At 50.9% G+C, this 26,254-nt stretch carries 21 protein-coding genes and 1 pseudogene; 4 read left to right on the forward strand and 18 right to left on the reverse strand.

All coding sequences use genetic code 11. The features are described 5' to 3' along the window. Positions 1–98: 98 nt before the first annotated feature. A pseudogene (locus PLU01S_RS21200) lies at positions 99–278 on the forward strand (transposase); the annotation flags it as partial. Between the two features lie 811 nt (positions 279–1,089). After that, the gene (locus PLU01S_RS21205; protein WP_074828681.1) at positions 1,090–2,733 is read left to right on the forward strand and encodes a DNA topoisomerase; all 1,644 of its coding nucleotides are present in this window, start codon (positions 1,090–1,092) and stop codon (positions 2,731–2,733) included. A gap of 145 nt (positions 2,734–2,878) precedes the next feature. Here PLU01S_RS21205 and PLU01S_RS21210 read toward each other — a convergent pair whose 3' ends face one another. From PLU01S_RS21210 to PLU01S_RS21295, 18 genes are all read right to left on the reverse strand, one after another. Continuing rightward, positions 2,879–3,244, reverse strand: coding sequence for a hypothetical protein (locus PLU01S_RS21210; protein ID WP_019364770.1), 366 nt, complete (start codon positions 3,242–3,244; stop codon positions 2,879–2,881). Next, on the reverse strand, positions 3,241–3,702 hold the full coding sequence (locus tag PLU01S_RS21215) for a type IVB secretion system protein IcmW (protein ID WP_019364769.1): 462 nt from the start codon (positions 3,700–3,702) through the stop codon (positions 3,241–3,243). The genes PLU01S_RS21210 and PLU01S_RS21215 overlap by 4 nt, the downstream gene beginning before the upstream one ends. Further along, a complete protein-coding gene (locus PLU01S_RS21220) occupies positions 3,699–5,561 on the reverse strand; it encodes a hypothetical protein (RefSeq protein WP_169715111.1) in 1,863 nt (620 codons plus the stop codon). Before PLU01S_RS21220 ends, PLU01S_RS21215 begins: the two co-directional genes overlap by 4 nt. 15 nt (positions 5,562–5,576) lie before the next feature. Next, positions 5,577–7,280 carry a DotH/IcmK family type IV secretion protein gene (locus tag PLU01S_RS21225; RefSeq protein WP_074828685.1) on the reverse strand — a complete coding sequence of 568 codons (1,704 nt, stop codon included), beginning with the start codon at positions 7,278–7,280 and terminating at the stop codon, positions 5,577–5,579. Next, entirely contained in the window at positions 7,277–7,924 is a 648-nt protein-coding gene (locus PLU01S_RS21230; protein ID WP_019364766.1) for a DotI/IcmL family type IV secretion protein, read from the reverse strand. Before PLU01S_RS21230 ends, PLU01S_RS21225 begins: the two co-directional genes overlap by 4 nt. A gap of 2 nt (positions 7,925–7,926) precedes the next feature. Next, positions 7,927–8,535, reverse strand: coding sequence for a hypothetical protein (locus PLU01S_RS21235; RefSeq protein ID WP_074828689.1), 609 nt, complete (start codon positions 8,533–8,535; stop codon positions 7,927–7,929). Positions 8,536–8,538: 3 nt separating this feature from the next. Continuing rightward, positions 8,539–9,591 (reverse strand): ParM/StbA family protein, encoded by a 1,053-nt coding sequence (locus tag PLU01S_RS21240; protein ID WP_074828692.1) that lies wholly within the window; start codon positions 9,589–9,591, stop codon positions 8,539–8,541. Positions 9,592–9,876: 285 nt separating this feature from the next. Beyond that, a complete protein-coding gene (locus tag PLU01S_RS21245; RefSeq protein ID WP_074828695.1) occupies positions 9,877–10,995 on the reverse strand; it encodes a hypothetical protein in 1,119 nt (372 codons plus the stop codon). Positions 10,996–11,103: 108 nt separating this feature from the next. Then, positions 11,104–11,484 carry a hypothetical protein gene (locus PLU01S_RS21250; RefSeq protein ID WP_074828698.1) on the reverse strand — a complete coding sequence of 127 codons (381 nt, stop codon included), beginning with the start codon at positions 11,482–11,484 and terminating at the stop codon, positions 11,104–11,106. Beyond that, a complete protein-coding gene (locus PLU01S_RS21255) occupies positions 11,481–14,210 on the reverse strand; it encodes a type IV secretion system DNA-binding domain-containing protein (protein WP_074828701.1) in 2,730 nt (909 codons plus the stop codon). The genes PLU01S_RS21250 and PLU01S_RS21255 overlap by 4 nt, the downstream gene beginning before the upstream one ends. A gap of 12 nt (positions 14,211–14,222) precedes the next feature. Beyond that, positions 14,223–15,326 (reverse strand): hypothetical protein, encoded by a 1,104-nt coding sequence (locus tag PLU01S_RS21260; RefSeq protein WP_074828704.1) that lies wholly within the window; start codon positions 15,324–15,326, stop codon positions 14,223–14,225. 48 nt (positions 15,327–15,374) lie between these two features. Then, the gene (locus PLU01S_RS21265; protein ID WP_074828707.1) at positions 15,375–16,238 is read right to left on the reverse strand and encodes a hypothetical protein; all 864 of its coding nucleotides are present in this window, start codon (positions 16,236–16,238) and stop codon (positions 15,375–15,377) included. After that, a complete protein-coding gene (locus tag PLU01S_RS21270; protein WP_019364758.1) occupies positions 16,222–16,701 on the reverse strand; it encodes a hypothetical protein in 480 nt (159 codons plus the stop codon). Before PLU01S_RS21270 ends, PLU01S_RS21265 begins: the two co-directional genes overlap by 17 nt. Then, positions 16,701–17,363, reverse strand: a complete 663-nt coding sequence (locus PLU01S_RS21275; RefSeq protein WP_019364757.1) for an HNH endonuclease signature motif containing protein — start codon at positions 17,361–17,363, stop codon at positions 16,701–16,703. The genes PLU01S_RS21270 and PLU01S_RS21275 overlap by 1 nt, the downstream gene beginning before the upstream one ends. Positions 17,364–17,377: 14 nt before the next feature. Beyond that, positions 17,378–17,773, reverse strand: coding sequence for a hypothetical protein (locus PLU01S_RS21280; protein ID WP_074828710.1), 396 nt, complete (start codon positions 17,771–17,773; stop codon positions 17,378–17,380). 16 nt (positions 17,774–17,789) lie between these two features. Continuing rightward, positions 17,790–18,227, reverse strand: coding sequence for a hypothetical protein (locus PLU01S_RS21285; protein WP_074828713.1), 438 nt, complete (start codon positions 18,225–18,227; stop codon positions 17,790–17,792). Further along, positions 18,214–19,803 carry a RodZ family helix-turn-helix domain-containing protein gene (locus PLU01S_RS21290; RefSeq protein ID WP_074828715.1) on the reverse strand — a complete coding sequence of 530 codons (1,590 nt, stop codon included), beginning with the start codon at positions 19,801–19,803 and terminating at the stop codon, positions 18,214–18,216. The genes PLU01S_RS21285 and PLU01S_RS21290 overlap by 14 nt, the downstream gene beginning before the upstream one ends. Before the next feature lies 1 nt (position 19,804). Next, entirely contained in the window at positions 19,805–21,007 is a 1,203-nt protein-coding gene (locus tag PLU01S_RS21295; protein WP_074828718.1) for a TraB/TrbI/VirB10 family type IV secretion system protein, read from the reverse strand. Between the two features lie 496 nt (positions 21,008–21,503). Here PLU01S_RS21295 and PLU01S_RS21300 point away from each other — a divergent pair, with 496 nt between their 5' ends. Then, a complete protein-coding gene (locus PLU01S_RS21300; RefSeq protein WP_074828723.1) occupies positions 21,504–22,670 on the forward strand; it encodes a transposase in 1,167 nt (388 codons plus the stop codon). A 491-nt stretch (positions 22,671–23,161) separates the two neighbouring features. Then, positions 23,162–26,158, forward strand: coding sequence for a type IV secretion protein IcmB (locus PLU01S_RS21305; RefSeq protein WP_074828727.1), 2,997 nt, complete (start codon positions 23,162–23,164; stop codon positions 26,156–26,158). Positions 26,159–26,254: the final 96 nt, after the last annotated feature.

Raw genomic sequence — 26,254 nt, forward strand, 5'->3', positions numbered from 1 at the left:
ATTTCCAGCCGACTACCTGTACACGCTTGACGGCCTGGCCGCACTCAAAGTCATCTGCCTCGGGGTAGCAATGGATAAGTGTTAATCTGGTACCGCATATTTCAGTGTTCATACTCAATACTGTTTCGTCTCGCCGCATACGGATACTCAACACGCATATCCCGCGACAAAGCAAAAGTGCTGCACTATGGTCGCGCGCTTACTTCGCCTGTAGCGCTGGCGGCGCAACCTTTGAAAACCTAAAGGAGTATCTGCAGAGTCAGCCCACGCAGGAATAGAAGCTCTGCGCGTTTTCCGCTTACATCCCAGCACGAATGTGTGAACGTTTAAGCGGTATATTGCAAACCCTGCTTTGGCCACTTCACCTCCTTGTAGCCAGCTACGCGGACCTTTGCGACTGGACCCAACCTTTTTGATGAAGGAGCCACGCATGAAATGTCTTCTTATATCCTATAGTAAAACATTAGGTTTAATCGGATAAAGAATGCCAGGTGCATTAAGTTTTGTCCAATAAAGAGCAGGTAAGCAAATCTGCGTTGTATATGAAGAGCGCTAATGCATTATCTAGATGCCACCTAGGCCCAATGTCTTCAGGCCCCTATATACATTGACAGCCAAATTATTGACTTGGATGTCTATGAGCAGAATTAATAATTGATGGACTTATCCCCAAGGATCGTCATACGAGAACACTCCTGATAAATCTCACTCGTCATACGAGAACACTTTTATAGCCTGGCTTCGTCATGCGAGAACACATTCGTCATGCGAGAACAAAATCTTGTGCCCGACTCGTCATGCGAGAGCACTTTTAGTCGTCATGCGAGAACACTTTGTTTCGTCATACGAGAACACTTTAATGAAGATCAGCATTTATAAGCTATTGTTTTATAAGGATTTTAAGAGAAATGGTTGCATCCCTATATATTAGTAAAAGAAATATATATAGAGCCTGACAGCACAGAGCTGCTTGAGTGATCGCTTAGTAATCAGTGAAGGGACTCTGCATGCTCAAAGATTTGTGCATGGCAGGAAACCAAGAAGCAGATTAGAATTATCTAATGCAATTAGAATCGCGGTAGTAATACGATGGCCGATACACTCATAGTGATTGAAGCACCAGGCAAGGTTAAGCTTCTCTCTAAAATTCTTGCTGAGTTAAGTATCTCTGGCCAAGTCATAGCTACCAGGGGTTCGCTTTATGACATGCCTATCGATCAGTTAGGACTTGACCCATCCGACTTAAAGCCAACGAAATGGGTTGCTATATCTGAAGGCACGATACGATTTCTTTCGCAGCGTTTCCGTGATGCTAAGAAAGTATTCATCATGACTGATGCCGACCGTGCTGGAGAACTGATCGCCGCTCAGGTTGTAACGCTCCTTCGAAAGAATAATTCCACAGCTGAGGTGTTGCGCATCACTGCATCTGCGCTCAATACCGAGTCAGTACGTCACGCATTCTCTGTCCCTCGAAACATAGACCGTGATGTATGCCTTACAATGATGGCAACCAGAGCGATTGACCGCGCTATTGGCTATCTTTGCTCTGATCGATCGATACATCAGACAGCCGGCCGTATAAGCAGCAAGATTGCTCAGGCCATCAATGAACGACCTCTTTCTCGCTGGCGCTTAATGGGCTCCCACCCAAGCGAGCCGGGCTGGAGAATTTCAGCCAAAGGCCCTGACTCAAAGAAAGCCAGCCTCCATGCGCTCGAAAAGGCTTTCAAAAATTTCGATGAAAGGCTAATGCAGCCGGCGCCAGCGCGAAACCTGACGAAACCCCCTCCCCCCCTGCTGACGGGAGGAGACACGCTGCTTTTTGTTGCTGGACAGCTCGATATTCCCTTGGATGAGGCAGAGAAACTGATTCAATCTGCCTATGAGCGAGGTGCCATTAGCTATCCGCGCACTGATTCACAGGAGATATCTATTCAGACGCGGACCATGCTTGAAGGGGCAATGAGGCAACTGGGGAAGCGCGTCCGCCCTTTTAATATGCCTCTAGGAGCTCCTGTGAAGCCTGCTAGCGCTCACGAAGCGGTTTATCCGGCCTCGCCCCAGCTTTTTTATTCACCGTCGCTTGTCGGGCTTTCTAAGCATGATGCGGTTCCTAACATGATTGCCAGAAGAACGTTCGCTTCCTTATCTCCTGATGCGAAAGTGAAATCCCTTACCGTACCCCAGGAAGTCATTTCAGCCTTCCTACAGAGCAACAGTCTTCCGGATCTCAATGTCCGGATCTGGAAAGACGTGCCTGAAACAGTTGGTTGGTTAGCGTTTGAGCGCGATTTTGTGAGGCCGGCAGAGGTATCTGCTGTGGATCTTGATCATGCGATCCTGGAACGGCTTATTGAAAAGAACATCGGCCGTCCATCGACAGTGGTAGGACACATCACAAATGCGCTTAAGCGTCGCTGGGTAAGTCCGGCAGGCGTGCTTTCAGATAAAGGAAAGTCTGCTCTGACTTACCTGCGCGATTCTTTTCCAGGGCTACTCAACGGAAAGGATCTTGAGAAATTTTTCGATGGAAGGCATTTCCCTACCATCACTTCGGCGATCGAGGCCGGGTTGGGTGAAATGCAGATGAGCTACCAGGATCTTATAAAGGCTGCCAAAGTCGCTACAGCTGAGAAGAAAGTAGCGGTCACTTACCAAGCTGATGAGAGTAGCTTGCCCGTCTATAACGAGGACGCAGAACTTTATGTAAGTTCTGCAGATGCTCGATAGTGCCACCTTGTAAGTACGCCTCCAGCAACCTTTAAGCAAACACGAATCGCATGTACGGATTTACACATATATATGCAAATGCGTACATGAGCACTGCCATGTACGGTTTTTCACCAAAAGATGCAAAAGCGTACATGGTTTGCCTTTAAGACAGGTCTACCGTGTTAATGAAATCCAGAATGACCTCAATGCCCTCCTCAACAAAGGCAGCCCATCGCTGAGCCTCCTTATCACCAGGGTTTACCGCAACCCCCAGGCATTGCTTCTTATCACGCCAATAACAATGCACATCCAGTGAGGCAAAAAGGACACCTACTCGGCGAAAAATTTGCTCCTTTGCCTCGTTACCTTCAATGAAGGTGTAAGGAAACGGGATGTCATATTCCACCGGGCGCATCATGAAGGGCGCCGTCGGGTTGTTATGCTTTTTAGCAATCGCCAGAATTTGTCTAGCTGCCTGGCCAATAAGAGGATCGTTGGTCCATACATTCAACTGGTCATACGTCTTCATAGAGGATCTCCCCCTCCAGTTACCTCGGCAACAATCTCTTTGAGAATCTGATAACGAGCGGTCATTCGAGCCCGCTGCCAGATAACACTGCAATCAGGGTCCATCTTATGATGATCGTGAGCATGACTAAGCAGTGCATACGGCAAGTTGAAAGACCGATCACCTAACCATTCGAAGAATCTAGAAGATGCAGAGCATGGAAGCGCTGCTGCAGTACGAACCAGCTTTTGCACACCCTCTTTCACAAGCGGTTCGTCAAGGCCCGTATTTTGCTCATGCTCATCGAGCAGCTCCGTGACCTCAACATACAGTGCGGAAAATTGATCATCGATATCCTGCAGTGCCCAGTGCTCCTTTTCGTCCATCTCGCGGAAGAACGGAAGCAGCTTAGGCTCCCGCTCCGCCCAGAAGGCAAGGACAGCACTAGGCGTCAAATCGACGCCTGGCTTGTTACTCATGAACGATCGTCCCGCTCATAAACATGAGCTGTCAGTACGAAATAGTAGGTACTGATTTGGCTCTGCCGCTTGGTAGATCCGATAAGACCAGCTAAGGGCCCTGCGTTCTCAAACCCAGTAATCCCTGATCCAGAATTGGTATCGTTGGTCTCTTGCTGTCCACCAATAATGATCGTGTCACCGTCCTTCAACAAAGCCTCACCGTTATAGTCAATGTTTGCAGGTAGTGTGATCTGAGTTGGGATCTTAGTGGTGCCGTTTACATCGGTGATGTACTGCTCAATCGTCTTAACCTGAGAGCGTACAGCTACGTTCAATGTAAGCTGAGTTCTGATTACTCCGCTTTCCAAATCAATTTTCGGGTTCACTCGAAGGAGCGTACCGAAGCGCACGGGGATCTGGATGTTTTGCGTCGCCACTGTCGCGGACTCTGTTCCTGCCACAGCATTCTGGCTAACAACGCTGAAAAGGTCAGTCTCAATACGACGGAACTCGGCCGGTGACCCAGATGTTGTTGCGATCGCAGGGCGCTGGGTTACCGAAACATCACCCACCTGCGAGAGGTAGTTAATGAAAATGTTTGCAGGGTTTCCACCTAACTTGGCCAGGCCAAATCGGGTTGAGCCGATAATGTCGCCACCGGTAGAAATTTGGTTACCGGAGATTGTAATACCGCCAGCCGGATTGTTATTGAGCGCCAACCCGTATTTACCGGCTGCAAAGCTTGCAAAGGCCGAGAGGTCCAGGCCTTCCGAACGATCTTTTGTCGTAGTGACAAGAATCAACCGGCCTTCAAAGTTGATTGATGTATTGAATTCGCGCTGAACACCTTTAATGTAATTGTCAATCTCAGTTAAAAGCCAGCTTGGCGCCTGGACAGTGATAGTCCCTGTAACCGGATTCACGCTGGCCGTTCCAAGCTTTTGAGTTTTATACATGTCTCCACCGCCAGTAGCGGCCACTGCAGGGGATGTAGGCAGCATGGGCATGTCATTACCCATAGGCAATGGAGGCATACCATTGATAGGCATGCCGGCCTGGGTATTGATTACACCTGGTACTACCGATCCGCCAGTGACAGGCACCAGCACATTTAACCGCTGGTCCAGATCTTCTTTCATTGCCTTCCAGAAGTCTGATTTGGATTCAAGCTTGGAAGAGCCCTGACGATCACCTTCGCCATCCCCACTACCACTGCTACCAGACCTGGAGGATGATCCTCCCATAGAGCCCAGCGAGCCACCGTTCATACCGCCTGCTGAGCCGCTACCAGTGGCATTGGATAGCGAGTTGGCCAGTTCAGTCCCTACATCCAAGTTGCCCGAAAGCGAGGCTGAGGTGTAATTGGTTGAGCGATTCGAGTTGATATTAAGCGTCCACTGCTTGGGGCGCATTGGGACTACCGTAATGATGCGGCGATCATTATCTACGACGTAATCGAGGCCCATAGCCGGAAATACAAGCCGCATGGCGGTTTCAGCATCAACGTCATTGAAGCCATAGCCAGCATAGGTGAATGACTGAAGCGGCATTGAACTTGTGATATTCAAGCCTTGGTCCATGAGCATCTTGACGACCTCATTACCGTTCAAGGGCTCTTTAACCTTGATGTAAACACGCTTCTCGGAAAGCCACGGTGAGCGCTTGAGTGGCATGGTCTTATTAGTCATGAGCGGACCGTTGACGATCTTTACTCGCTCGTTTTTTTGCGAGGCCTCACTTTGAGCTTTAAGTTGAGCAAGCTCACGGTTCAACTCGTTGTAGCGGCTTTCTTGACCGGACTTCGGGATATCGCTCATGCATCCAGATAGTGAGGAGGCAATAGCGGCGGCAAGCATGAGGTACTTTGGAGATTTCATGATGATTATTCTCGATCAGTGAAGCCAAACTTTCTTTTCAAGGGGACTGATCTCAACGTCGAACCGGTATGAGTCAGCAAATGGGGAGAGGAACTTGCTGAAGACTTCCTCAGCACTTGCTCCAGTAATGGTGTAACCGCCCTGGATCACTCGATCATTTTCGCCAAGATCCCAAATAGGCGCCTTCCATTGCGTGCTTTGGGTGAGGCGGAACAAGTTCTCGTATAGGCCTCCGCTGCGCACTTCGAAACTTACGCCACTTGAGGGAGCCGGGACCGTAACAGCTACCTTTGCAGCAGCAGGAGTTACAGCAGGTGGTAGCTGAGCCATAGGCGCTGCAGAAGTAACGGGCGTTACGCGAGCAGTAGTGATCGACGCTGCTGAGGGAGCTGGTGTAACCACTGCAGGCGCAGCAGGTGTGGCCTTACCCATGAACACCTCACTGCCCTTGGAAACAGTGATGCCGGCCGTAGCCTGAGATTGAGGATGAGCCACTACATTTGCAGCGGGTGCAACCGGCCTACGTTTGTAGCTTTCTTCAATCAACCGCGCAGCCGTATCCTTATTCAAACTAAGGTCGTTCACGATCTGGACACGGTTTACACGTTGGCCCCTGCCCTCAAAACTCTCGTAGGTCCGTACCGTTTCTTGGGCTCCAGCCGAGGCCGGGGCAATACGTTGTACGCGCTCTCTGTTGACCAGGCCGACAGGCTTATCAAATGGCAATGGCGTATCAATAGGTGGGCGAACCTGAGACGTTGCCTTAACCGTCATGCTTTTAGACCCGTCTCTCCCCGCAAGAATGTCTGCCGGGTTATCGAGACGCACCTGGTACTCAACTCCCGCGGAGTCCCGCACCCTTAGCATTAGAGGGACAGGCTCCCGATAGCGATACACACGCGTTGTACCGTCGGGGTCTCGTGTCTCAGTTAGCCAGTCAGGGCCAACCATAGAAGCACCACGCAGACGCACGATGGCATCCTCGCGGTTAGGAGACATCCAGTAATTTACGGTGAATGGCAGACTGTCCGCCTCGTGGACCTGCATGTTGGTCCAGTTGCGGCCAGGCGATTGGCCTAAAGCATTCATAAGCTGGCCATCGATGGAAACGCGGTTAGGCTGCAACAAAGGTTGGCTACCAGCCGGCACGCCATCCACAATAACTTTTACCGAATCCTTGATGCCATCTGCAGGATCTGTAGAGATCTTCAGGTACAGCTTGATCGGCTCATTGCGATCGGTAAGGTAAAGGATGACGTTCGTGGGAATCCAGGCCTGTTGGGGCGTGAACTCAAGAGCACCCGAATCTGGAACCAACTCTGCTTTAACAACGGCATCATCCCCTGCCCGAGCGCGACGGATCGGCCAAGGTGCGCCGTTCTCTCCAACGACCATCAGCGAGGTTATATACCCAAGCTGAAGCGTGAGCGTTTTGGTCTTTGCGCCATTAGTAAGATCAATAATCTGCTCGGGGTCGGTAGTAGTCGCTCCAGCAGGCACCGACGGCGCTAGTGCCTTACTTTCAGCGGTAAGGTAGTTCTTAATGGTCTGCTGCTGTTTGGTAGTAAGCGGGCGGTTTGAAGTCAGAACACTGTCTACGAGTGGGTCACCAGTACGCTTAGTCTGGATACCATCGGCCTCGTCATCAGCATTAGCCGTCATTGAAAGGGAAAGTGCAGCTAACAGCGGCACAAGACAAAATGCTTTGGAGTTGATCATTTGCTGGAGATCCGGATTGCGTTTACAGCGAGCCCTTGAGGCCGGTCGGCTTGGTTGATGCGTATAAGGTCAACCTCGATCTTCCCGCGTCTGGGTTGGTCCGTATTACCGTTGTAAACGATCTCGATAGGATGAAGGATTGTGTAGGTCTGGCGCGCTACGCCCTTGAAGACCTTGACCTCTTTGCTGAGGAATTCCCCTGGCCCCGGGGTGCCAGCCATTACTAGACGGATCTTGGGATCGTTCAGCTGATTGATGATGCCGTTACGAGTGAAGGCTTCCAGGTAACTGTTATAGCCAACATCGGTAAAGCAGCGCAGTTGTGCCTCGTTCATCTGACGGCGGTAGTTCAGATAATCGAGCTGCATCATTTTGATGACGCAATCTGAAGAAAAGTTAAGTGCTTTTTCTTCTCCGCCAATTGGGCTATCAAGCGGACTCAGCTGAAAGAGAGAACCAGTAGAGGTCGTTGCGAAATACGTTCTCTCGACAGCCTCGATGCGGTTCTTGGCGTACCAAAGGGTGCCCAGCACACCACCAGCCAAAAGCAAGATGGCTACGGTCATACCCGCGAGGATATAAAGCAGAATGTAATTACTAAAGGTCACAGAGCCGACCAGCTGGTCGTCATTTATTGAGCGCATTACTACTCTCCAGCGCCAGGCCAGCCAAGGCTAACTAATGGACTAGTACGGGGGACTACAGGCTGTTCAAGAATTGATTCGTGCCAGGATTTGGAAGGCGATTGAGGGCTAGCTGATTCGCTGACCTCACTTGAAAGACTCACCGGGGCCGCCTGCTTGCTGGTTATCTCTTGGGCCGGCAATTCTTCGAGATCAACGTGAATAACACCTTGTGGGGCTGGCACAACTTGTTTTTGCTGCGCCGCCTCACGGACAGGTTCGCCACGCTGCTCAAAGTCAGCCTGCACTGCAGGCTCCAGGTGCGTTACCTCTGAACCCAAGGCCACTGACTTAACAGGCGAGGCAATCTCTTTTTCGGTTGTTAGAGCCTTTGTTGGACTCTGTACCTGTACAGTGGGCGTTGTAAGCCCAGGTAAATCTGAGATCAGTTGAAGCATCAACCGCTTGATAGCATAGCGCTGCGCCTCTTCTTCTGTGCATTCGCCTAATAGCGTCCTGGCCTCATCAGCTAATGCGTTGATCTTAGAAATGGCTACCCCCTCGATTGGATCGAGGGGGTCTAATGAGAATCGGAATTGAAGGCGCGGCCGAGTGCGCTGAGGACGTGCCATGGCTTACCCCTGAGCTATGGCAGCCAGGTGCCGAGTGTACTTATAGTATCCGCGCGGATTAGCAAATTGCGGGTCTTCTACTACCACAGTTTTTGCTCTACCGATCCGGACAGCTTTCAGGTCCTCTTCCAGCAGTTTGATCGTGCCACCTGCGAACAGAACGGTTTCAACCTCATCCAGACGACGGTTAACAGCTTTCTCAATCCGGGGACAGATCTCATTGATGAGGGCGCGCCGCTCAATCGCCAGAATATCTCTGATGTTTTCTTCGTGGTTACCAATAGCCAACACGCCGCCGTTTTCGCGAATAGCCTTCTCGATAGCATTAAGCGGTGGTGTACGCATCAGATTCATACGATCTTTAGCGCTAGCAGCGATTCGCTCATATAGATGAAGCGAGCCTGCTTCAAAGCTGGTACTTGTGCCGTTGAAGACGAGCTGGCCATTTTCCAGCACAGCGATATCGGTTGTATTGCCACCGATGTCGACCACAACCACTAAACCGTCGGGCTGCTGTACTACGTCCCCTTGGTCATCCAAAACGTGATCAAGAAATACAGCGACACCTTCTGAGGCTGCCTGAAGACGACCGAATACGGAACCATCACGAGGCAGGCGCATGCCTGGCGTGCCATTCAAGAGTTTCGCTGAACGCTTCCAAGCTGCTGTACGAGTCTTGATGAGCTCAACGTTTACTTCGCCGCGGTTGTTATAAAAAACATTTAAGGGCATGCCAAAACAGGCATCTACCTGAGCATTGGACAGATCACCAAATTGCTTAAGCAGTACCGTGAGCGCCAGGGCGACATTCATGTCACTGGTGTAGTAGCTGGAGATACGGGTGTCGAGCGGGTCAGCAACCCGCGGACCTACGGCGTAAACGTTGTCTTCAATGGATAAGACGACTTCATCAGGGCCAGAGCCGAGAAGTGAGACGCCGATTTGCGGCTTGGTTGAGACAGTAGAGCGGATAGCGATCTGCTTACCCTTACCAGCATATAGCTTGGCATAGTTGCATCCGATATCAGCGCCAACATAAATCGTCTCTTGGGTCATGGGAGCCTCTTTCCTTGCCTATTAGTTTCAAACTGATTTCATGCAGGCTTTGTTTTATTGCTGCAATTTCGAATGAAAATAATCTTAAAGGTTAGAAACCTGTTATTCAATAGTAGATACAGTAAAAAAGCATTAGTCAGGAAACTTATGAGCTTTATTAATGTTTCGTGCCATTGATTCGCTTTTCTATGCACAGAAACGATCAAAATTTCTTGTTGCCATGCAGTGGGTAAAACGAGGACAAAAAAAACCCCTCAAAGCGAGGGGTCTTCTTGCCAGCATACTTTAGCGAATGAATGTATCGTCGTGGGTGTAATCATCTTCAGCGCTGACTGGCGGCTTCTCTTCAACAGTTGTCTTTTCAGCCGAAGCGACCTGGGCCGTAACCTCGTTTTCAGCAGCATCAGGCGTATCCATGCCTAGCTCTTTCAAGAGCTCAGCGCTATAGGTCAACGCCTCGAAATTCTGCGACTGGATAAGTAGCGGATCGAACCGCTCTTTAGGCGAAGCGGAAAAATGGCTAACGTAGTTATGATCATCAGTCGGGGCGAAGCGGATGTAACATTCGCTCGCAAAGATTTGCTCTTCAGTAGCAAAGCGCTTATGTAAAGCCAAAAGATTCTTACCACTGGGAGAATTCATTTTCTTGGGGCTGACCTTGATCGCCATTACTGGGATCATTTCCAGAGTACCTTCACCCTTGGCGGCGCGATCGATCATTTTCATCAAACGAGTATTTTTCTTCGCGCTCTCAGCAAGCTGAGCTCCTGATTCTGCACGGCGAACTTTTTCGCCATCCTCTTCCACTTCAACTGTACCCTGCTTAACGCTCGTGTAATCCAGGATACCGCCCTGCTCGTTTACCAGGCGAAGAATAGGGTATGCACGGGTCTTGTCGTTATTGCAGCGGTCAGTTAGCGCGGCGATTGCGCCAAGAGCCTTTTCTGCTGGAAGAGCCAGTGGAACACCCAGACGACGCACTTCAGCCCAGTGGATTTCTTCTTTCTTATCGTCAACGTAGGTGCCAGCGCTAAACATGGCATTGCCAACAACCAATTCACGACGGGCATGGCCAAAGAACTCAGCCCAGCGAGCTGTGCCTAGGGTTGGCTCACCATCTGCTTCTGGCTTTTTGGCCCAAACGGTAGAAAACAAAATCATGCCACCAACAGGCACGTGATGATTGCTCTTGTCCTTAGAGAAGGATTCGATATCGTTGCGCTTTTTGTTATCAGCCGCTTCGCCAGTGGTGGTCAAGGATACATGCCAAAGGGCGCCTTCAAGGTCACGACCGACAACGGTGTCATGCACCTTGCTACCTTCGGATTTAACGTAGCTCTCAACCTCAAGCATCAGGTTGGATAACGGCTTGGAAGATTCAGTGTTGGATTTACGTTTGAACATAGCGGCGCTCCTAGGCGAGAACTGGCTTCAGTGCCATTAGCGCGTAAGCTATAGCCGCTATTTTGCAAAATCAAATAGTTTTACTACCGTATATACTTTAAAATATTATTATGGCCATTGAAGAACACGCCCGCCAGCAGTGAGCTGCTCCGATACAGGTCGAGTACAGCCAAGCGAGAGCAGTATCTTGTCCACCACACCATCTGTCAGACTTAATGGGTGATTCCATAGGCCTGGCATTATATGGTCGAAATCACGGTGACGCTCAGTCATGTCAGTCAGTACAGCCGCCATTTCTTGAATCTCAGGCGTTGCTTGCATATCAAAGATCTGCCACTCCGTAGCTTCATTGCTCAGCGGCTCATCTTCATGGGAGAGAGTATCTAGACGGATGATCTCTTCAGGAACGGGCACTTCAAGGCTCATAATTCCCAGGAGCTCACGCGAACGCTGCCAGTTGACCTTTCCAGTGCTGCTTATGACTCTCATTCCTGCTTCTCCTTCTCCGTTTCTGCTTTAGCAGTGGATGTCAGATGGCTTTTCAAGGCCAGTAAATCGTTTTTAAGAAGTGCCGCGGAGCTAACCTTCGGTACTGGCGCTTCTGGGTATGCATTCTGAGGTTCAGTCGGCATCGTGTTTTGGATGGCCGTATTGATTGCTGCGCGAGCTTCTGGCGGCGAGCCAGACCACAACGCGTCTCCCCCGTTTTGTTGCAGCTGCTTCACTTCTGATATTACGGTTGCCGTTAGTTGAGTTCGGGCAATCATGGTCTGCGTTTCGATATCAGCTGCGTGATCATCCATGCTGAACGAGATGTCAGCAGGGTGAATCAGACTATTGTCGACCGGTAGCTCACTATCTTTAGTGGCAATTTGCCCCGGCGTAGAATTTTTTGGGATATTCGGTATCTCTGGCACGTCATTTAAATCAAAGGCAAAGCCTGAGGACGCTTCCAAGGCCTTATTCGTAGGCGCCTCTTTTTGGCTAAGCTGTCTTATTCCTTGCTCCAGCATTGCCAGAGAGGCGCCAGCCGTTCCCTCAAGCCCACGCTTAGCAGCCTGCTCTGATGGCTGAGAAGGCCGAGCGGCGACAGGCTGGACGGGTGGCTTTGATGTCTTTTCAGGCTGAGGCGAGGCAGCACCAGGTACGGCGGGTTTGGTTGTCCCAAAATGATGCTTGATTGTTCGCTGCATGGTTGAAAACAACTCAGCCCCGCGCTCCTTGCTTTGCTCTGACGTGATCTTCGCCCAGGCGTTAAAGTCATGCGCCAGCGCTATTACAGGTGCCTCCGCGGTAGGCAGATAGGTGCTTGTGGCTTGGCGGATCGCTTCAACCTTCTTTTTCATAGCAATCAGGCGTTCTGCATCTTCGACAATGCCCGATACGCCGATTGGGGTGCGCATCCGTACGAAACTGTTTACCTGGCTCTGAGTGGACTGCTTAATGTCTGGATAGAACATTTTGACTTTGGTCCACAGCATGCCGCCAAAATAGATGTGCGCCATACCTGGGTCTTGTTTGGCCAGTACTTCCATACGCGCACGGTCAACTTCCTGGGCGTTCAGTGCTTCCACTGACTGGAACTGGGTACGTTGATCAGGACGAGCTCCACTTGGGCGATCAGAGAAGGTACTGGCAACCGTAACCAGCTTTTTACCCGCCGTCTCGACAAGCATTTTGACCGTATCAGGATCGAAACTTTTAAGGAAAATTTTCGTACCGGTGTTTGAGTAAACTCGACTCGCCTCTACCTCGCTGCCCTTCTTAAACGAGGCCCAGTCTTGGCCACTGAAGCAGGCAAACACACCCATGCTTCGAATCTGCGCAACAACATCCCCAAAACCTTCTACGCAATAGCTGCCGTATTCATCAAGGAACAAACCATAGGGAATCTGCTTACCAATTGGGCGCCCATCGATCAGGATCTTTTTAAGACCGGTAAGCTTGCCGCCCCCAATGATCGGGAGCATGGCGTTACGCATACTGGTAACGACCATCCGACCCAACTGTTTGAGAGACTCTGGTGACTTCTCAAGGGCAGGCAGCATGATGTAGACAATACGGCGCTGGTTGATAACATCAATCCAGTCGATTTCCGAAATATCTGTCCCGGTGATGTAGCCGTAGGTGCCTGAAAGCAGAGACAGAACACGGGTAAACTGCATCTGCAGGAAGCCCAACTGCTCTGACATTCGTCCCATCGAGCTTTCTTTAGCCTGAGGCTGAGTTGCCTTTTGCCAAGCTGAATAACCCGGCAGGTCATTCAGGAATAGCTGAGCCTCGTCTCGAACACGCTGCGAGTACACATTATTGCTAGGTAACTCCAGCAAGTTTTGCAGCGTCATCCGCCGGCGCAAATCGTCAGGTACGATCGTCTGCCCGCGGAAGTCACGATCTTCACAAGCTGCACGTATGACAACGTTAAAGAGTGCTTCTGCGCGGCCACGCCACATATCATCGTTGCCGCCGCCACCGCCGCCCATCATCGAAGAGGTCATCTCGGAGAGTGAGTCTGCCGAGGCGATTTCGAAAATATTCGTCGTATTGGAACGCTTCGTGCCATTCCCACCTGAAGTCAGGTAGTTGATAACCAGAAGCTGCCGCTCTAGCCCATAGTGGCGAGCCAGGGTATAGAGCATGAACCAGGTTGTGATATCTGCCTTGCCATCACAAAAAATACCGCCGCTTCCCTGGGCCATCAGCTGGGCAAGCATACCCAAAATAGCCTGGGTCTTACCTGAGCCGGTGGTGCCGATCAGGAGCATATGTCGCACTAGCAGATCCATGGATGTCCAGATCTGGGCTGCGCCATTATCCATGTCTGAGCCGAGCAACAGGATGCCGTCGCCCATCATATCCATAGGGTTTTTGAGCGGAAGCACGCTACCAAGGATCGGGATACGCTTAAGCTTAAAGAGCTTTTTGTGAAGCGCGCTTGCCTTGCATACATACGAAGGCGTACACAAGGGCCATTGATGCGGCTGTCGGGTAGCAAGGTAAGCGGCGCCAGCAAGACTCCCAACGCCTGCAGTTATCTCCAGTAGGCCAGGCACTACTAACGACAACGCCCCCATACCCATCATGACAGGAGGCGCATGCTCCTGAATGGCATAGTTCATCCGCTGAGAGTAAGTAAGGTTCTCGCGAATATAACGATTGTAGTCAAGTTCCTTGGCGGCTTCGGACTGACGATTATTAGGTTTTACAGCAACCATAGCGGCCTCTTTTTATAACCAAGGATCAAAGTCGGCCCAGATGTCGTCAGTCTCGACCCATGGCCTTTCAAAGGGATCTGTACGCAGCGCTTCTTCAAGCCAGTCCGCGGCCCATTCAGAGCCTGCTGTCAGTGTTGGGGCAATGGAGCCTTTTGAGGCGCGATAGACTTCTACCTCGTGCCTAAACTGCCCCATGATTCCGGCACCGGCAGCCAGGCTTACACGACGACCGCATGAGCAAAGGGCATCATAGAAAGCGATGTCCCGATATCGCATGAAGGTAAGGGGCCCATAATTCACGATCATGATCTGACCCATCATGCGGATGAGTCCGATGATCACTGTCTTCTCATAGAGATGACCCTTGGTTGCAGCTTTAGCAGCTGAGTCACGATCTTCTTTGGGCAATTGGCTCATGAGTTCAGCCCAGAGCCTGGCATAAGGGCCCTTGGCTAGCGCTTCAATTGAGGTAAATGGTCGGCCAACTGTGTTTTGGTAGATAGCGCAGGCTTTATCACGATCGAATGCGGTTAGCTTGTTTGACTCATCCATTTTGTAGAGGCCATACAACTCCGCCATTCTCCAAGGGGTAACCGGTGCCTGGAGAGCAATTTTTCCTGAGAACAAAGGCAGCTTGCTCGCGTCCACCACATCGCGCATCCATTCCCGGCCAGGCATGCTTTTAAGTACGTCTGTGATCGCAGGAATACCCATGATCACCTTGAACATTCTTGGATCAGACATACGGTTGTGCCTGTAACACCGAAAGCCAATGATGATGAGTGCTGGTCCAACAATTAGGCTTGTAAAACGGTGTACGTAATCACCGTACTGCTTGGCTCCGGAATAACTCAAGGCCTTGAGCTGCTCAGGGCCAAGGCTCGCCAGGTACGCAGGAATGCGCGCGACAACTTGAGGATCACGGTGCAACAACGGCATTAACTGCTGGCCAATTGGCGTTTCTGCAAGCCATCCCCAGCAATATGCGACAGGCACGATAGCGTGTTGCCAGATGGACAGAATGCGATCAGAGAAATGGAATATAAGAAAAATGATTGCGATGACGAAAATAATCACCGAAACCGCGCCGCCATCTTCACTGCTTGTGTTGTTCATTCAAAGTACTCAGAGGGACTACAAAACCAAACTCTGGGTTAATGCGTACTACCGGCTGGGCGATGCTTCAGGCTGTGGTTGTTCATCAAGCAATTGCTGCATTGAGGTCGCCATTTCCAGGCAGAGCTGCATAGCGTTCTCAACGTGACGGAAGTAATTGTCCAAGGGCCAACGACTCAACCGCTCAGCTTCCTCGCGAAATGCTTCAGGATCAGCTTTGAGAGCCTTAAACTTGTCATGCGCAGCCTTGATCTCTGCATCCCACAGAGTCGGGTAGAAATCAGCGGCTACTCGAATGAGGGCCTTGATCGTAGGGGTGTGGTTAGTGGATTTCAGGCGCGTGGCCTGCTCATTGACCAACCTGCCCATATGCTGAGTAATCTTTTGACACAGCGGAACCACTTCGTGCCCAAGCGTCACCCGATCACGTAGGGCCAGCATGATGCGAGCGGACGCGGCTGTCGCACTGCTCAGTCGTTCTTGAGCATCATCACCTGCTCGATAAGGGGATTCTTTCAAATCCTGTAGCAACTCAAGGCCGCTGTTTGCCGCGTGTTCCGCCAGAACTGACAAGTCGTTAGCGGTTAGCTGACTTCCCGCACGCCAGTGCAAAGCAATAAGCGAAACCACTTCCCGCGCTACCATGTAGCGATCGTAAGCACTCAGGCCGAGGGACGGCTCATCGTTAAAACGATCCCAGATCCGGTTAGTCAGATCGATCGAGCGAAACAACAGTTGAGTGTGAGCGCTAATAATATCTTTCTGTGTTACACCCTTACCCAGTCCAGGCCGGTAAAGCGCTGCCTGCATCAGTGGCTCCACCAGGCGCAGACTTGCAAGCCAACGCCTTGTAGAACTCTCGCGCTCCAGATGAGCGCCTGTTGCGACCATGTCATTATCGCGAGGGACCATAGGTTGCCTCCTGTATGCGCTCGGGTGCCCGCTCCGGTTTTGGCATCCACTGACCCTTAATCAAACTTCCAGCCCAGTAACCGGCGGCATCAGGAGAAATGGAGTCGCCTGGTTCCGCTCGGGTAATTTCCGGACATGAGTTCAACACAGCCTCAAGCGCATCACCTCGCCATTGACCACCAACAATTAATCGCGACTTGGCCAAGCGCAAAGCGAGCATTACCAAGGGCGCCGGAGCGAGTGTTTGCAATCGCCCTTCGTTTCGCACAACAGCGATACCCTGCGCCGTGCGCTGGAAGCTGTCAGTAAACGCGCCAGCATCGACGAGGAGATGGCATACGCTGTTGACCAGATAACCCAGAAGAGCTGGATTACCATTGCGTTGGCGCATATCAAGAGCCCATGGCTGCCCTCCGCTTGTCATCATGCAGAGATCGCCAAACGAGGCAAAATTACGCTCCATTATTTAGGGCTCCCTAATCGCTGCTTGAGCAAGCCAACCCAATACTTGCGACGCTCAAGCTCTCTTTTCTCAAAGTCATTGGCGCCTTCATTTAGATCTTCCATGCGACGATGAATAAGGCGTACACCAGAGAACATCTCTCCCCGCTTGGCATATTCATTGTCATCTAGGGTCGTCAGGATTTCGGCAAAGTCAGACAGCTCCGCTGAGCCAAACACGCGCTCAGCAGCTGCAATGCAATGAACCAGGTACTCTTCGAACGTATAAGCCCATTGAATGTAATGGGCTGGAATGTTCTGCCGCCCATGAGCAGCTATCCAGTCATACATCCGTGTGTACTGGTTGATTTGACCTTGCGGTGGAAGCGGGTGGTCTCGATTGGTCGATATACCGACGTAGCCAAGCTCGAACTGACCTGCCAGTCCTATATGGTGACAGCGATGACACCACATACAATGCGTGACGATATTGCTTACGTCATTGTTGGTATGGTCGTCATCGGCGTGGTGAGCTTCCTGGTATTTGTCTGCTTGCAGACCGCATACCCGGCATTTGTACTCATCACGCGCCAATGCCTTACTACGAGCGTCAAGATAAGCCTTGTCTTCGTGCAGTTCCTGCTCTCGCCAGCTGCCACGCTTGACCCCCAATAGCACTTCCACTGCACTACTCCCGATCAGACGCCTGGTAGAATAGTGGCGCCGCCGGCACCCAGCATCGAAGGCAGGAAATAACCGCCTATCGCAGCAAGGCCATAGCCAGCAGTCTTGGCTGGCTTGGCTTCATGCTCGCCCTTTTGGACCTTGGACCAGTTGTCCCATGCCTTCCAGCCCATGTAGATACCAAAGATTTGAGAGCAATTCAGGAGCAGCAGGGGAACACCAGAAAGGTTTGTGTTCAAGCTGGTAACGCTGGTGCCTAGATTATTAGCTGATCCACTCGCGCCAAGAGGGTCTGACGACGTACCAGCTGCCATGGCATCAATAGACATGATGAGCGAGCCTGTGGCGATTTGCGTTTTCCAATACAGATTGGAAAGGTTTTTCTTGATGCTACTGTTGATGTGTTTCATGGGGTACTGCTCCTGGTTAAGACATCAAACTTTTCATTAACTCGGCGTCGTATATCAGCTTGCCGAAATCGGGAATCATGGGAACGGTGTTATGGACTGCTATGAAAAAGGCCCGGGAGTAATAGGCCAGCGTTCCCGCCAAGAAATGAGAAGCAACACCTCCCATATTGTCTTGGCCCATGGACTTGCCACTAACGATGCGCGAATACATAAAGATTGACTTAAGCACGTAGTACAGGCCGAAGATGACTGTCAGGGTTTCGAACAGGGCGCCTATAGATGTAGCCATCGCCAACGCGGAAGTAGCGCTGGATGCTGCACTTCCATTGCCTATAGCTCCTCCGTTCAGGGTCGTATCGGTATCTGCAAAAGCCAATCCCACATACAGGGTAAGCAGAAGGCCTGACAGAAATTGCCCGGCCATAAGCATCGGCGTTGGTTTAGTGATACTCATTGCCACCGATCCGTACGCCGTTAGCGTTGATAGCATCAACCTTTAGTCCCGCCACAGACTGGCCTTGGCTCAACTCGAATACTGTTCCCGCCACGATTACATGCGCGTGCATAGCGCCGTTTTCAGTGGCGAAGGAACCAAGGTACTGAATCTCAACCTTAGGCTTGGCAGCTACGACGTCGCGACTGGGAGCCCCTTGTTTTGACGTATGACGAGTCGATACAACCGGAGCCTGCCGTACAGGTGCTGGCTCATCTTTCTGCAGGCTGGCCACTGGGGCAGGCTTGGGCTCAACGGGTGCTTTTACGGAATGTGCAGGCTTCTCAGCTTTTGACTCACTGGCCGCTTTAAGCTGTTGCTTGAGCTCTTCTACTTCAGCTTTTAGCTGGGCGATCTGAGGGTCAACAACATTTGGCTGAACAGTCGAGGGCTGGGCCTGAATAGACTCAGCTGATTGAACAGGAAGAACGTCAGGGGTTAGCGAAGGGGTATTTGCTTGAGCTGCAGAGGGAATTACTGGAGCCGCTGAAGCTATGACTTCAGGTGAACCAGAGGCCGTCACTATAGGAGCCACCACAGGCAACGTGGCCGGAGTTTCAGTGGCTGTGTTAGACACATCTGGCGCTGAAGTGGATGTCTGCGGTGAATTGGGCTCACCCACCGGCGGGGCCATTGTGCCGATATCGAAGTTGGGCTCTTCCTGCGAAGACAGATGAGAGACGTTGTCCGTACCGTTTTGGAGTTTCTCAATTGCCTGGTCATACGGAAGACGTTGATCAACAGGCGCTTCGACGATAGCAGCATTATGTTGTTTGTACTGGTTCCAACCTAAGATGACAGCAACCACAGCCCCGATTAACAGCTTGGGTTTGTGTTTTTCTATGAAGGATTGCTCACCTTCAACCTTGGCTTTTTTAGGGGCAGCCTGGACCTTTGCTTTGGCTGATTTCTTCCCTTTACCTTTTTTAGGGCTTTCCGCCACCTGATCATCCGCTGCATGGTCATTAGCGTAAGCATGCCCAAGGGCAGCGCCAGCCATGCCGCTTTCTATCAGCGCAGTAAGATCGGGATCGCCCTGTACAGGAGATAACCCTTCTAGGGAAATGTGACCCGCGGCAGATCCGGCCCTATCGTCTTGCTCGTAAGAATCGAGCGAGACGGGCGCATCGATGTTAATGGGCTGTTGCTCAGGCTCACTCTGGGTCAGAGCTTCAATTGCCAATACGTTAGCAGCGGGCTCTGGGGCATTAAAGGAAACCGGAGCGCTGGCCGCTTCATCTACTAGGTCCAGGTCGAAACTAACACCGTTGGTTTCTAGCGTGACGCCTACTGGATTTGCCTTAGCAGGAGGAACAAGCAGGTCATCGTTTTCATCTACGTTGACTGAAATTGTTTTGTCAGTAGAGGTAATACCGGGCGTGGCGTCTGGTAAGAAGTCCAGCAGCTGATCAACATCCAACATATCTGGACTGGGCGGAAGGACTGCATCATCCAAAGAAACGCTTGAGTCAGTACCTTGCTTCTCGCGCTTGACGGTAGAGGCGAAATCTTCAGGGAAAAAATTCAGGTCAGTCATCTTAGATATCCTCGGCAAGCATCAAGCCGATAATCTGCATGGGAGGCACCTTCGCTTGGGCCTTGATCTCAGATGCAATTTTCTGAGCTTCCGTAAGGAGCGGAGCGGTAGCTTTACCAGCGGCATAAATGGCAAGGTCAGCTCCGTTTAGCTTTTCTTGCGATGAAGTTGTGCTGCCGAAGGATGAGTTGATAGTGGTTGAACCACGCATTCCTTCTGCCACTGCCGCAGGGAACGCAGCCAGGAACTGGCCACCAAGGCGCTGTATGTAGCGTCCGTTGTATTCAGCTTTCACGGTAGGCATTCCATCAGCACCGACTGCTACCAACTTGATTGGCAGTGACTCATGGTCGAGCGGGATAGCGAAGCATTCCAGGTTCAGATATTCACGGCTGGGCCAGGTGAAGTTACAAAGGGCTGAGCGCCCTGCAAACGGACCAGTTTCGATCTCAGCCTTAACGGTCCCAGGTCTATCGGTATCAGCGCCATCTCTAAGAAGGGCTGTCCAGACAGTACCCATGGGATAGCCCAGCTTAGTTTTGCTTGCTGCGGACGTTGCTACCTGTTGAGTTCCGGCCAGGGTGTTATTAAGACCGCTCATGTCCAGAACAGCAGGAGTAGAAGTGATTTGCCTAGGCTTAGGAGCAAGAGCTTCAAGCTGGGCAGCCATCTTCTCTTGCATCTTTTGGCGTCGCTGTTGTTCCTGTTGATCGAGCTGCTGCTGTTGTTGAGCAGTCTGCTGTGTCTGAGCCAGATTCGGATAGGCAGGCGCAGCAGTTACTGTAGACACGGCAGCCTTGGCTGGCTCAGGTAAAGGGGCACTCAAAGGAGGGACGTAAGTCCCGTTTGTATCTTTAGCCTGCTCAAAAGCTGCCTGCTCCGTCTTGCTGTCAAGACCAGCGACAACTGCATCGGTTGTAACCCTGGGTGAGCCAGCAAGCGGCGGAGCCAATTTGACAGAAGTGTCAGTAGGCTCAACAACTTGCTTGTTCATCTTGTTGTAGGCAAGCAGCCCAACAACAATACCTACGGCGCCCACAACAAACAGTGCTGGCCTGTTCTGCTGTAGTGAAGACATGACGCCAGACCATGACTTCTTCTGGATCTTCCCCTCCTCGCCAGTTCTTCCACCCTCATCCAGCGACTCTAGAGATTGATCCTGATCCAGCGAGCCTAATCTAGGCTCAGAGTCATGCTCTGCCATTACCTACTGCTCCAAAGTAATAGTTGGGAAATATACCAGCGCAATTACGCTACCACAAGAAACCGGGCATTCCCCCTATCTGTTTGACAGGTCAAAACTATCCCGTTAGGCTCCGCTCCGTCAGGTGTGGCGCTCTAATACTATAATTATATGATCATACCATACATAATATCTATGGTATTACATAGTAATGAAATACTATGATAGTGTCGAAAGAATACATCGGATACTTATCGGCAGATGCTCGTTGGGTCTTGAATAGTCCCTTCAGGCTGGATCTATAGGGCTCCTAGCTTCATGCAATCCCCTTTTATCCAAGTCTGGATCTTACGCAGCCTCCGGGTCAGAACCAGCTCCAAGCTTTAGACAAGCTTTTGGATTTTGGGAATGGCTTCTGTGCATGAAGGATTATTGAATATAAATCTGCATAACAATGCTTTATTACGATTGGTTATGCATATCAGCGCTACGTTATGCGCCCACTGTAGGAGTTATCATGCCGGCACCCTCTCTTGGGGTCGTCATCCTGGACGACAATCGCTATCCCACCTCATCAGCTGGCTATGCTGTATCTGCTGAAGGGGACCGGCGCATAAGCCGTATCTCTGATCTAGCAACTGGAACCATTTGGTATACGAGCGTTGGCTATAAGGAATTTCACAAGACGCAGCTCTACAAGCAGAGCAACCTACGGGGAGACCAGCTGCTACGTGAAAAAATGGGCAATATCATTCACGAGATTGGTTTGCAGTACGCGTCTATTCCTGAGCAGGGGCAAGCTGTGTACAAGGTGCTTGAGCAAATTGCTATCTACCTTGAGCGCAACGTCCAGTGGAATGGGAAAATGTTTGGCCGGCTTGACTGGTACTTGAACAATTTCCTGTCGCCAGGAGCCAGGCAGCCGGCCGGATCGCCGTTGATTGCTGCGGCCCGTAATGCTCATAGCTATATCAGCCCTGCTATGGTCACCTCTAATACCGATGCCACTTCGCGAACCTATATTGCGCCGCGTATTGCCTACTTGAATTCGTTACTAGAGTTGCCTGTTCCTCATTTGCGTGCTGAATGGTCCTTCAAGCCAATGGCCGGACAAGCAGACAGCAGCCGATTGATGAAAGAGGGCGGGCTCGGCTCTATTTTTGAAGTCAGTATTAGCGATCTGGATCCCGACCTGGCTGTCGTGGCACCGTTTGCAGGCCGCCAGGTTATCGATTCAGCGCCCCGACTATGGTGCACACTGCCTGAAGCCATGTTCTACGCGGAACGCTCAAACCTGATTGTGCGTGGAGCCTGGATCCCAAGTCGCGTTCAACCCCTAGGCGAAATACTCAAGCAGGCCTCTGACAGCGGCACGGAATTGATCCCGACTCGTGACTTTTCGTATTCGGCAGGTTTGATTGCTGAGTCGGTCCTCTACTCACTGCTAAGTACTACGTCTGATGAAAAACCTGCAACTGGACGCGAGCCCATTGCAGCTTATGTAGCGGCTTACGATCGACTGATGATGATTCGACACTCGCAGAAGATTTACGACATGGGCTTTACGCCAATGTCGAGCGCTTGCGGTGGAAGAATAGTGGTCTCCATGCCTGCAGTCGCTATCTCGGACGTCGATGCAATCTGTCGTGATTTAGGACTTGAACCTCCTATGACCGGCGCTTAAGGCAGATCCTTGCGGCGTAGACGCGCATAACAATGCATAGAAATGAACAACAATGCAGAGCAATGCATTGGTATCCCATTTAACACTAGTCAACGTCCCTATACGCCGCCTTATAAATATTTATTGCACCCTATCTTTAGAAAAGCTCACTAACACGGCCCTATGCTTGGATACGCCAGTTAATGCGCCGCATCGATTTTAGGGTGCTACTCATAAACAAACCTCACCACAAGGATGATCGTGGCAGAGGTTGCTTAGCTTTAACTGGCAGAGGTTGTCCAAGTTATGACAAGTAGTACCGAGCCTAGTGTTCAACCTGAACTTGAGCGCGCAATGCGAGAGTGGATCACTGCAACCTCGTTGCAGAGCAACTTTCTTTCGAAAGTAAAAGCTACTCTTTCAACAGAATTACTCCTGGAGCTGAATTCGGTCACCAACGAGCCAGATGAGGCAGTAAGGGCGAAAATAGATGAATTGGTGGGAGGCGAGTAATGAGCCTTCTGTATGCACTAAATGAGTTCTTCGGTCGCTACAGCAGTTCCCGGCTACCAGTTCTTTCCGTCATTGACCCGATGACAATTCAGTTGCAGGCAGGTCTCGGCTATATGAGCGGCCTGCGAATGCAGGGCGCGTATCAGATGTTTGGTGGAGGTGAGCGGTTCAGCGCCATCAAATCGCTTACTACATTACTTTCCAGTCAGCTTCAGCAGCCTGGCTTTCAGATCCAATGGGTTACTGAAGTCAATCCCGATCAGGTTAAGCAGGATATGGCAGCCCTAACCAATGTTTCGCGCGAAACATGGCGAAGGCTAAACGTAGACATGGCTGTAGTGGAGGCCTTGATCACGTCACGTGAGGCTATGTTGGGCAACATGGCCGTACGTGAAAACAACACCGTGACAGTTACCACAACGACTGCAGCGTTGGGCGATTCGAAACAGCTCAAGATTGATATGGAAGGCTCAAACCGCCTTCTTGGTGGTATGCCGAGGAGTCTGAGTGCGTTCACCCAAATGAATGCTACCAAGATGACCACTCTGCATCAGCGCCATACAAGCAACTTTGCTGCTTTTGCACGGGCCATCACGAGTAAACAGGTGACCCAAATCGCTGACATTATTGATAGCAGAGCTCTTCTACGTGAGATTCGAAGACTGTACTTACCGGACAGTACGCCTGCTAACTGGTCTCCTGCCCTCCAGGGTGATCGGCCCTACTTTAACGTTAATAGCAAAGCGGACGATCACACCCGGCTGCCTCACTTAAGAGACCAGATAATTTCGGAGCCTATGGATACTTATGACGATGGCGTCGTACGTATCGGTAACCGAAATGGGCGCTTCTTTGCCGTGGCCTACATGTATGTCCATCCGCTAACGTGGATGGATTCCGATAGCCTTTATAACTCGATGCCCCGCGATTTTCACTGGTGGACGTCGATGTGCCTTATTTCAGGCGCTGATAAATGGCGCAGCTATGTTAACTCTCATAAGGCTGTAGCTCAGTCGGTCAAGATTCTTTCCAGCAAGAATGGCGACATTTCCGAGCATGCCAAGATACTGCTTGAGATTGCCAAGCAAGAGAACCTGTGCGGCTTCAGAATGCAGGTCTGCACTCAAGCCAAAACACATGAGTCTGCCCGTAATCAGATCTACAAGTTGATCAATGAACTGCAGTCATGGGGCGGAAGCCTCTGGCGCCAGGATGTAGATGACCCTGATGAACTGATGAAGCATAGTGTTCCAGGCTGCGATCGTGCGACTTCCTATGCCGGAACGACTTTCGCCGTACCGGTTAAGGACTGCCTGATATCCCTACCATTCTCTCGACCAGGCTCCGTATGGCAAAAAGGGGGGATGCAGGGCGCACTGTTAATGCTGACTGAAGCTAAGCGCATGTTCCCTTTCAAACACGTGGCGCCTGGCGTGCAAAAGTATGCAAGCGAATTGTTCATCGCACCCATGGGCGGTGGCAAGTCAGTAATGTTGCAAGCTATCAGAGCAGCTTATATAGAGGCATACGCAGCTGATCGACTTCTGCCGCGTATGGTTACTCTCGATATTGGTCCAGCCTCTAGTGGCATCATCCAGCTCTTGGACTCCATACTTCCAAGGGAGCTAAAGTGGCAGGTTAAGTATCAGCGCGTAACGGATGATGATAATTTCACCATCAATCCTTTTGATACTCAGCCCTGTGTCTGGCATCCCACGACACTTGAAGTTACCTTCCTAACTAACTTCCTGAATCAGCTCTTTACAACACCTGGCCAGGATGCACCTCCCCCAGGTGTGTCAACCCTAACGCCATTGCTCATCGAGCACGCTTACAAGATGTATGTAGGCGACAATGCTTTACGAGAAAAAGCCTACGCGCCAGGTAATAAAGATTATGAAGAGATAGATGCAAAGGTCGTCCAAAACGGATGGAATAAAAACGGCAAGTTAACCTGGAAGCAGTTAACCATGCTGCTATTCAGGAGCGGCCATCATGTTCTGGCCGAATACGCTCAGTGGCGGGCCATGCCATCGCTTCCTGATCTTGCCGATGTCGTGGCATCAACTCAGGAAATTCAGGACTTCTATAAAAAACAGATAGTCCCCGGCATGGGATTATCACTTCTGGAGTATGTCCAGTCTGTTCTCACAAGCTATACGCGCGTCAAGATCTTCAGCGGCGCGACTACCTTCAGAACCAATGCACGCATCCTGTCGTTAAACCTCGAAGACGTTGTGAAAGGCGGAGGGGCTGCAGGCCAGCAACGCGGCGTACTGATCATGCTTCTAGCTCGACATGCAACGACTCGTAAGTGGTGGATCAACGAAGATGTGCTCGATAAAGAAATCCGGTGCGATCCGGATGTCATGGCCTATTTACGTCGAAACCTTGAGCTTGAAAAAACGATGCCCTCCCGGCTTGATGTGGATGAATACCATCGGACCAAGCCTTTCAAGCAGGTGCGCGAGCAGTTTGCCACTGACAGACGTGAAATCCGTAAATTCAACATTCATTACGGTATGGCCTCTCAGTCAGATGAAGACTTTGACAGTGATGACGTTGAGCTGGCCAGTACGATCTACTTCCTAGGTTCGCCTGGCGAGCAGGCGATACAACGTATTCAAAAGAAGTTTGGTCTTAAAGACTCTGCAATCGACGCGCTTCGCACTAAAGTCAAAGGAGCTAACTCTGAAGGCGCTCACCTGCTGATGGTAGCCAAAACCTCAAAAGGACAGCTTGAGCAGTATCTGACGTTCCCTCTACCAAGTATTTACCTATGGGCCTTCTCATCAACACCTAGCGATGTGAACGTGCGTAAAAAGGTAGCTCTACAGCTTGGCTACCTGTCAGGTATCCAAAAGCTAGTGGAGCTATACCCGGGTGGTTCAATTGAAGGCCGGATTGATGAGCTAAAAGCACTTCGCCCAGATCTTCCTCCAGATGGGATCGTCGACCTGCTTGTAGACGAAATCGTTAACAAGAGCGCTGCATAGCGCTGAATCATCAATGGTCAGCTTACAGCAGGCGGCCTTTAACAATGGCACTAAACAACAGTGCCATTGCTATCCATATGTATTACTATCGTAATT

Source organism: Pseudomonas luteola NBRC 103146 (assembly GCF_002091675.1).
GTDB classification, from domain to species: domain Bacteria; phylum Pseudomonadota; class Gammaproteobacteria; order Pseudomonadales; family Pseudomonadaceae; genus Chryseomonas; species Chryseomonas luteola.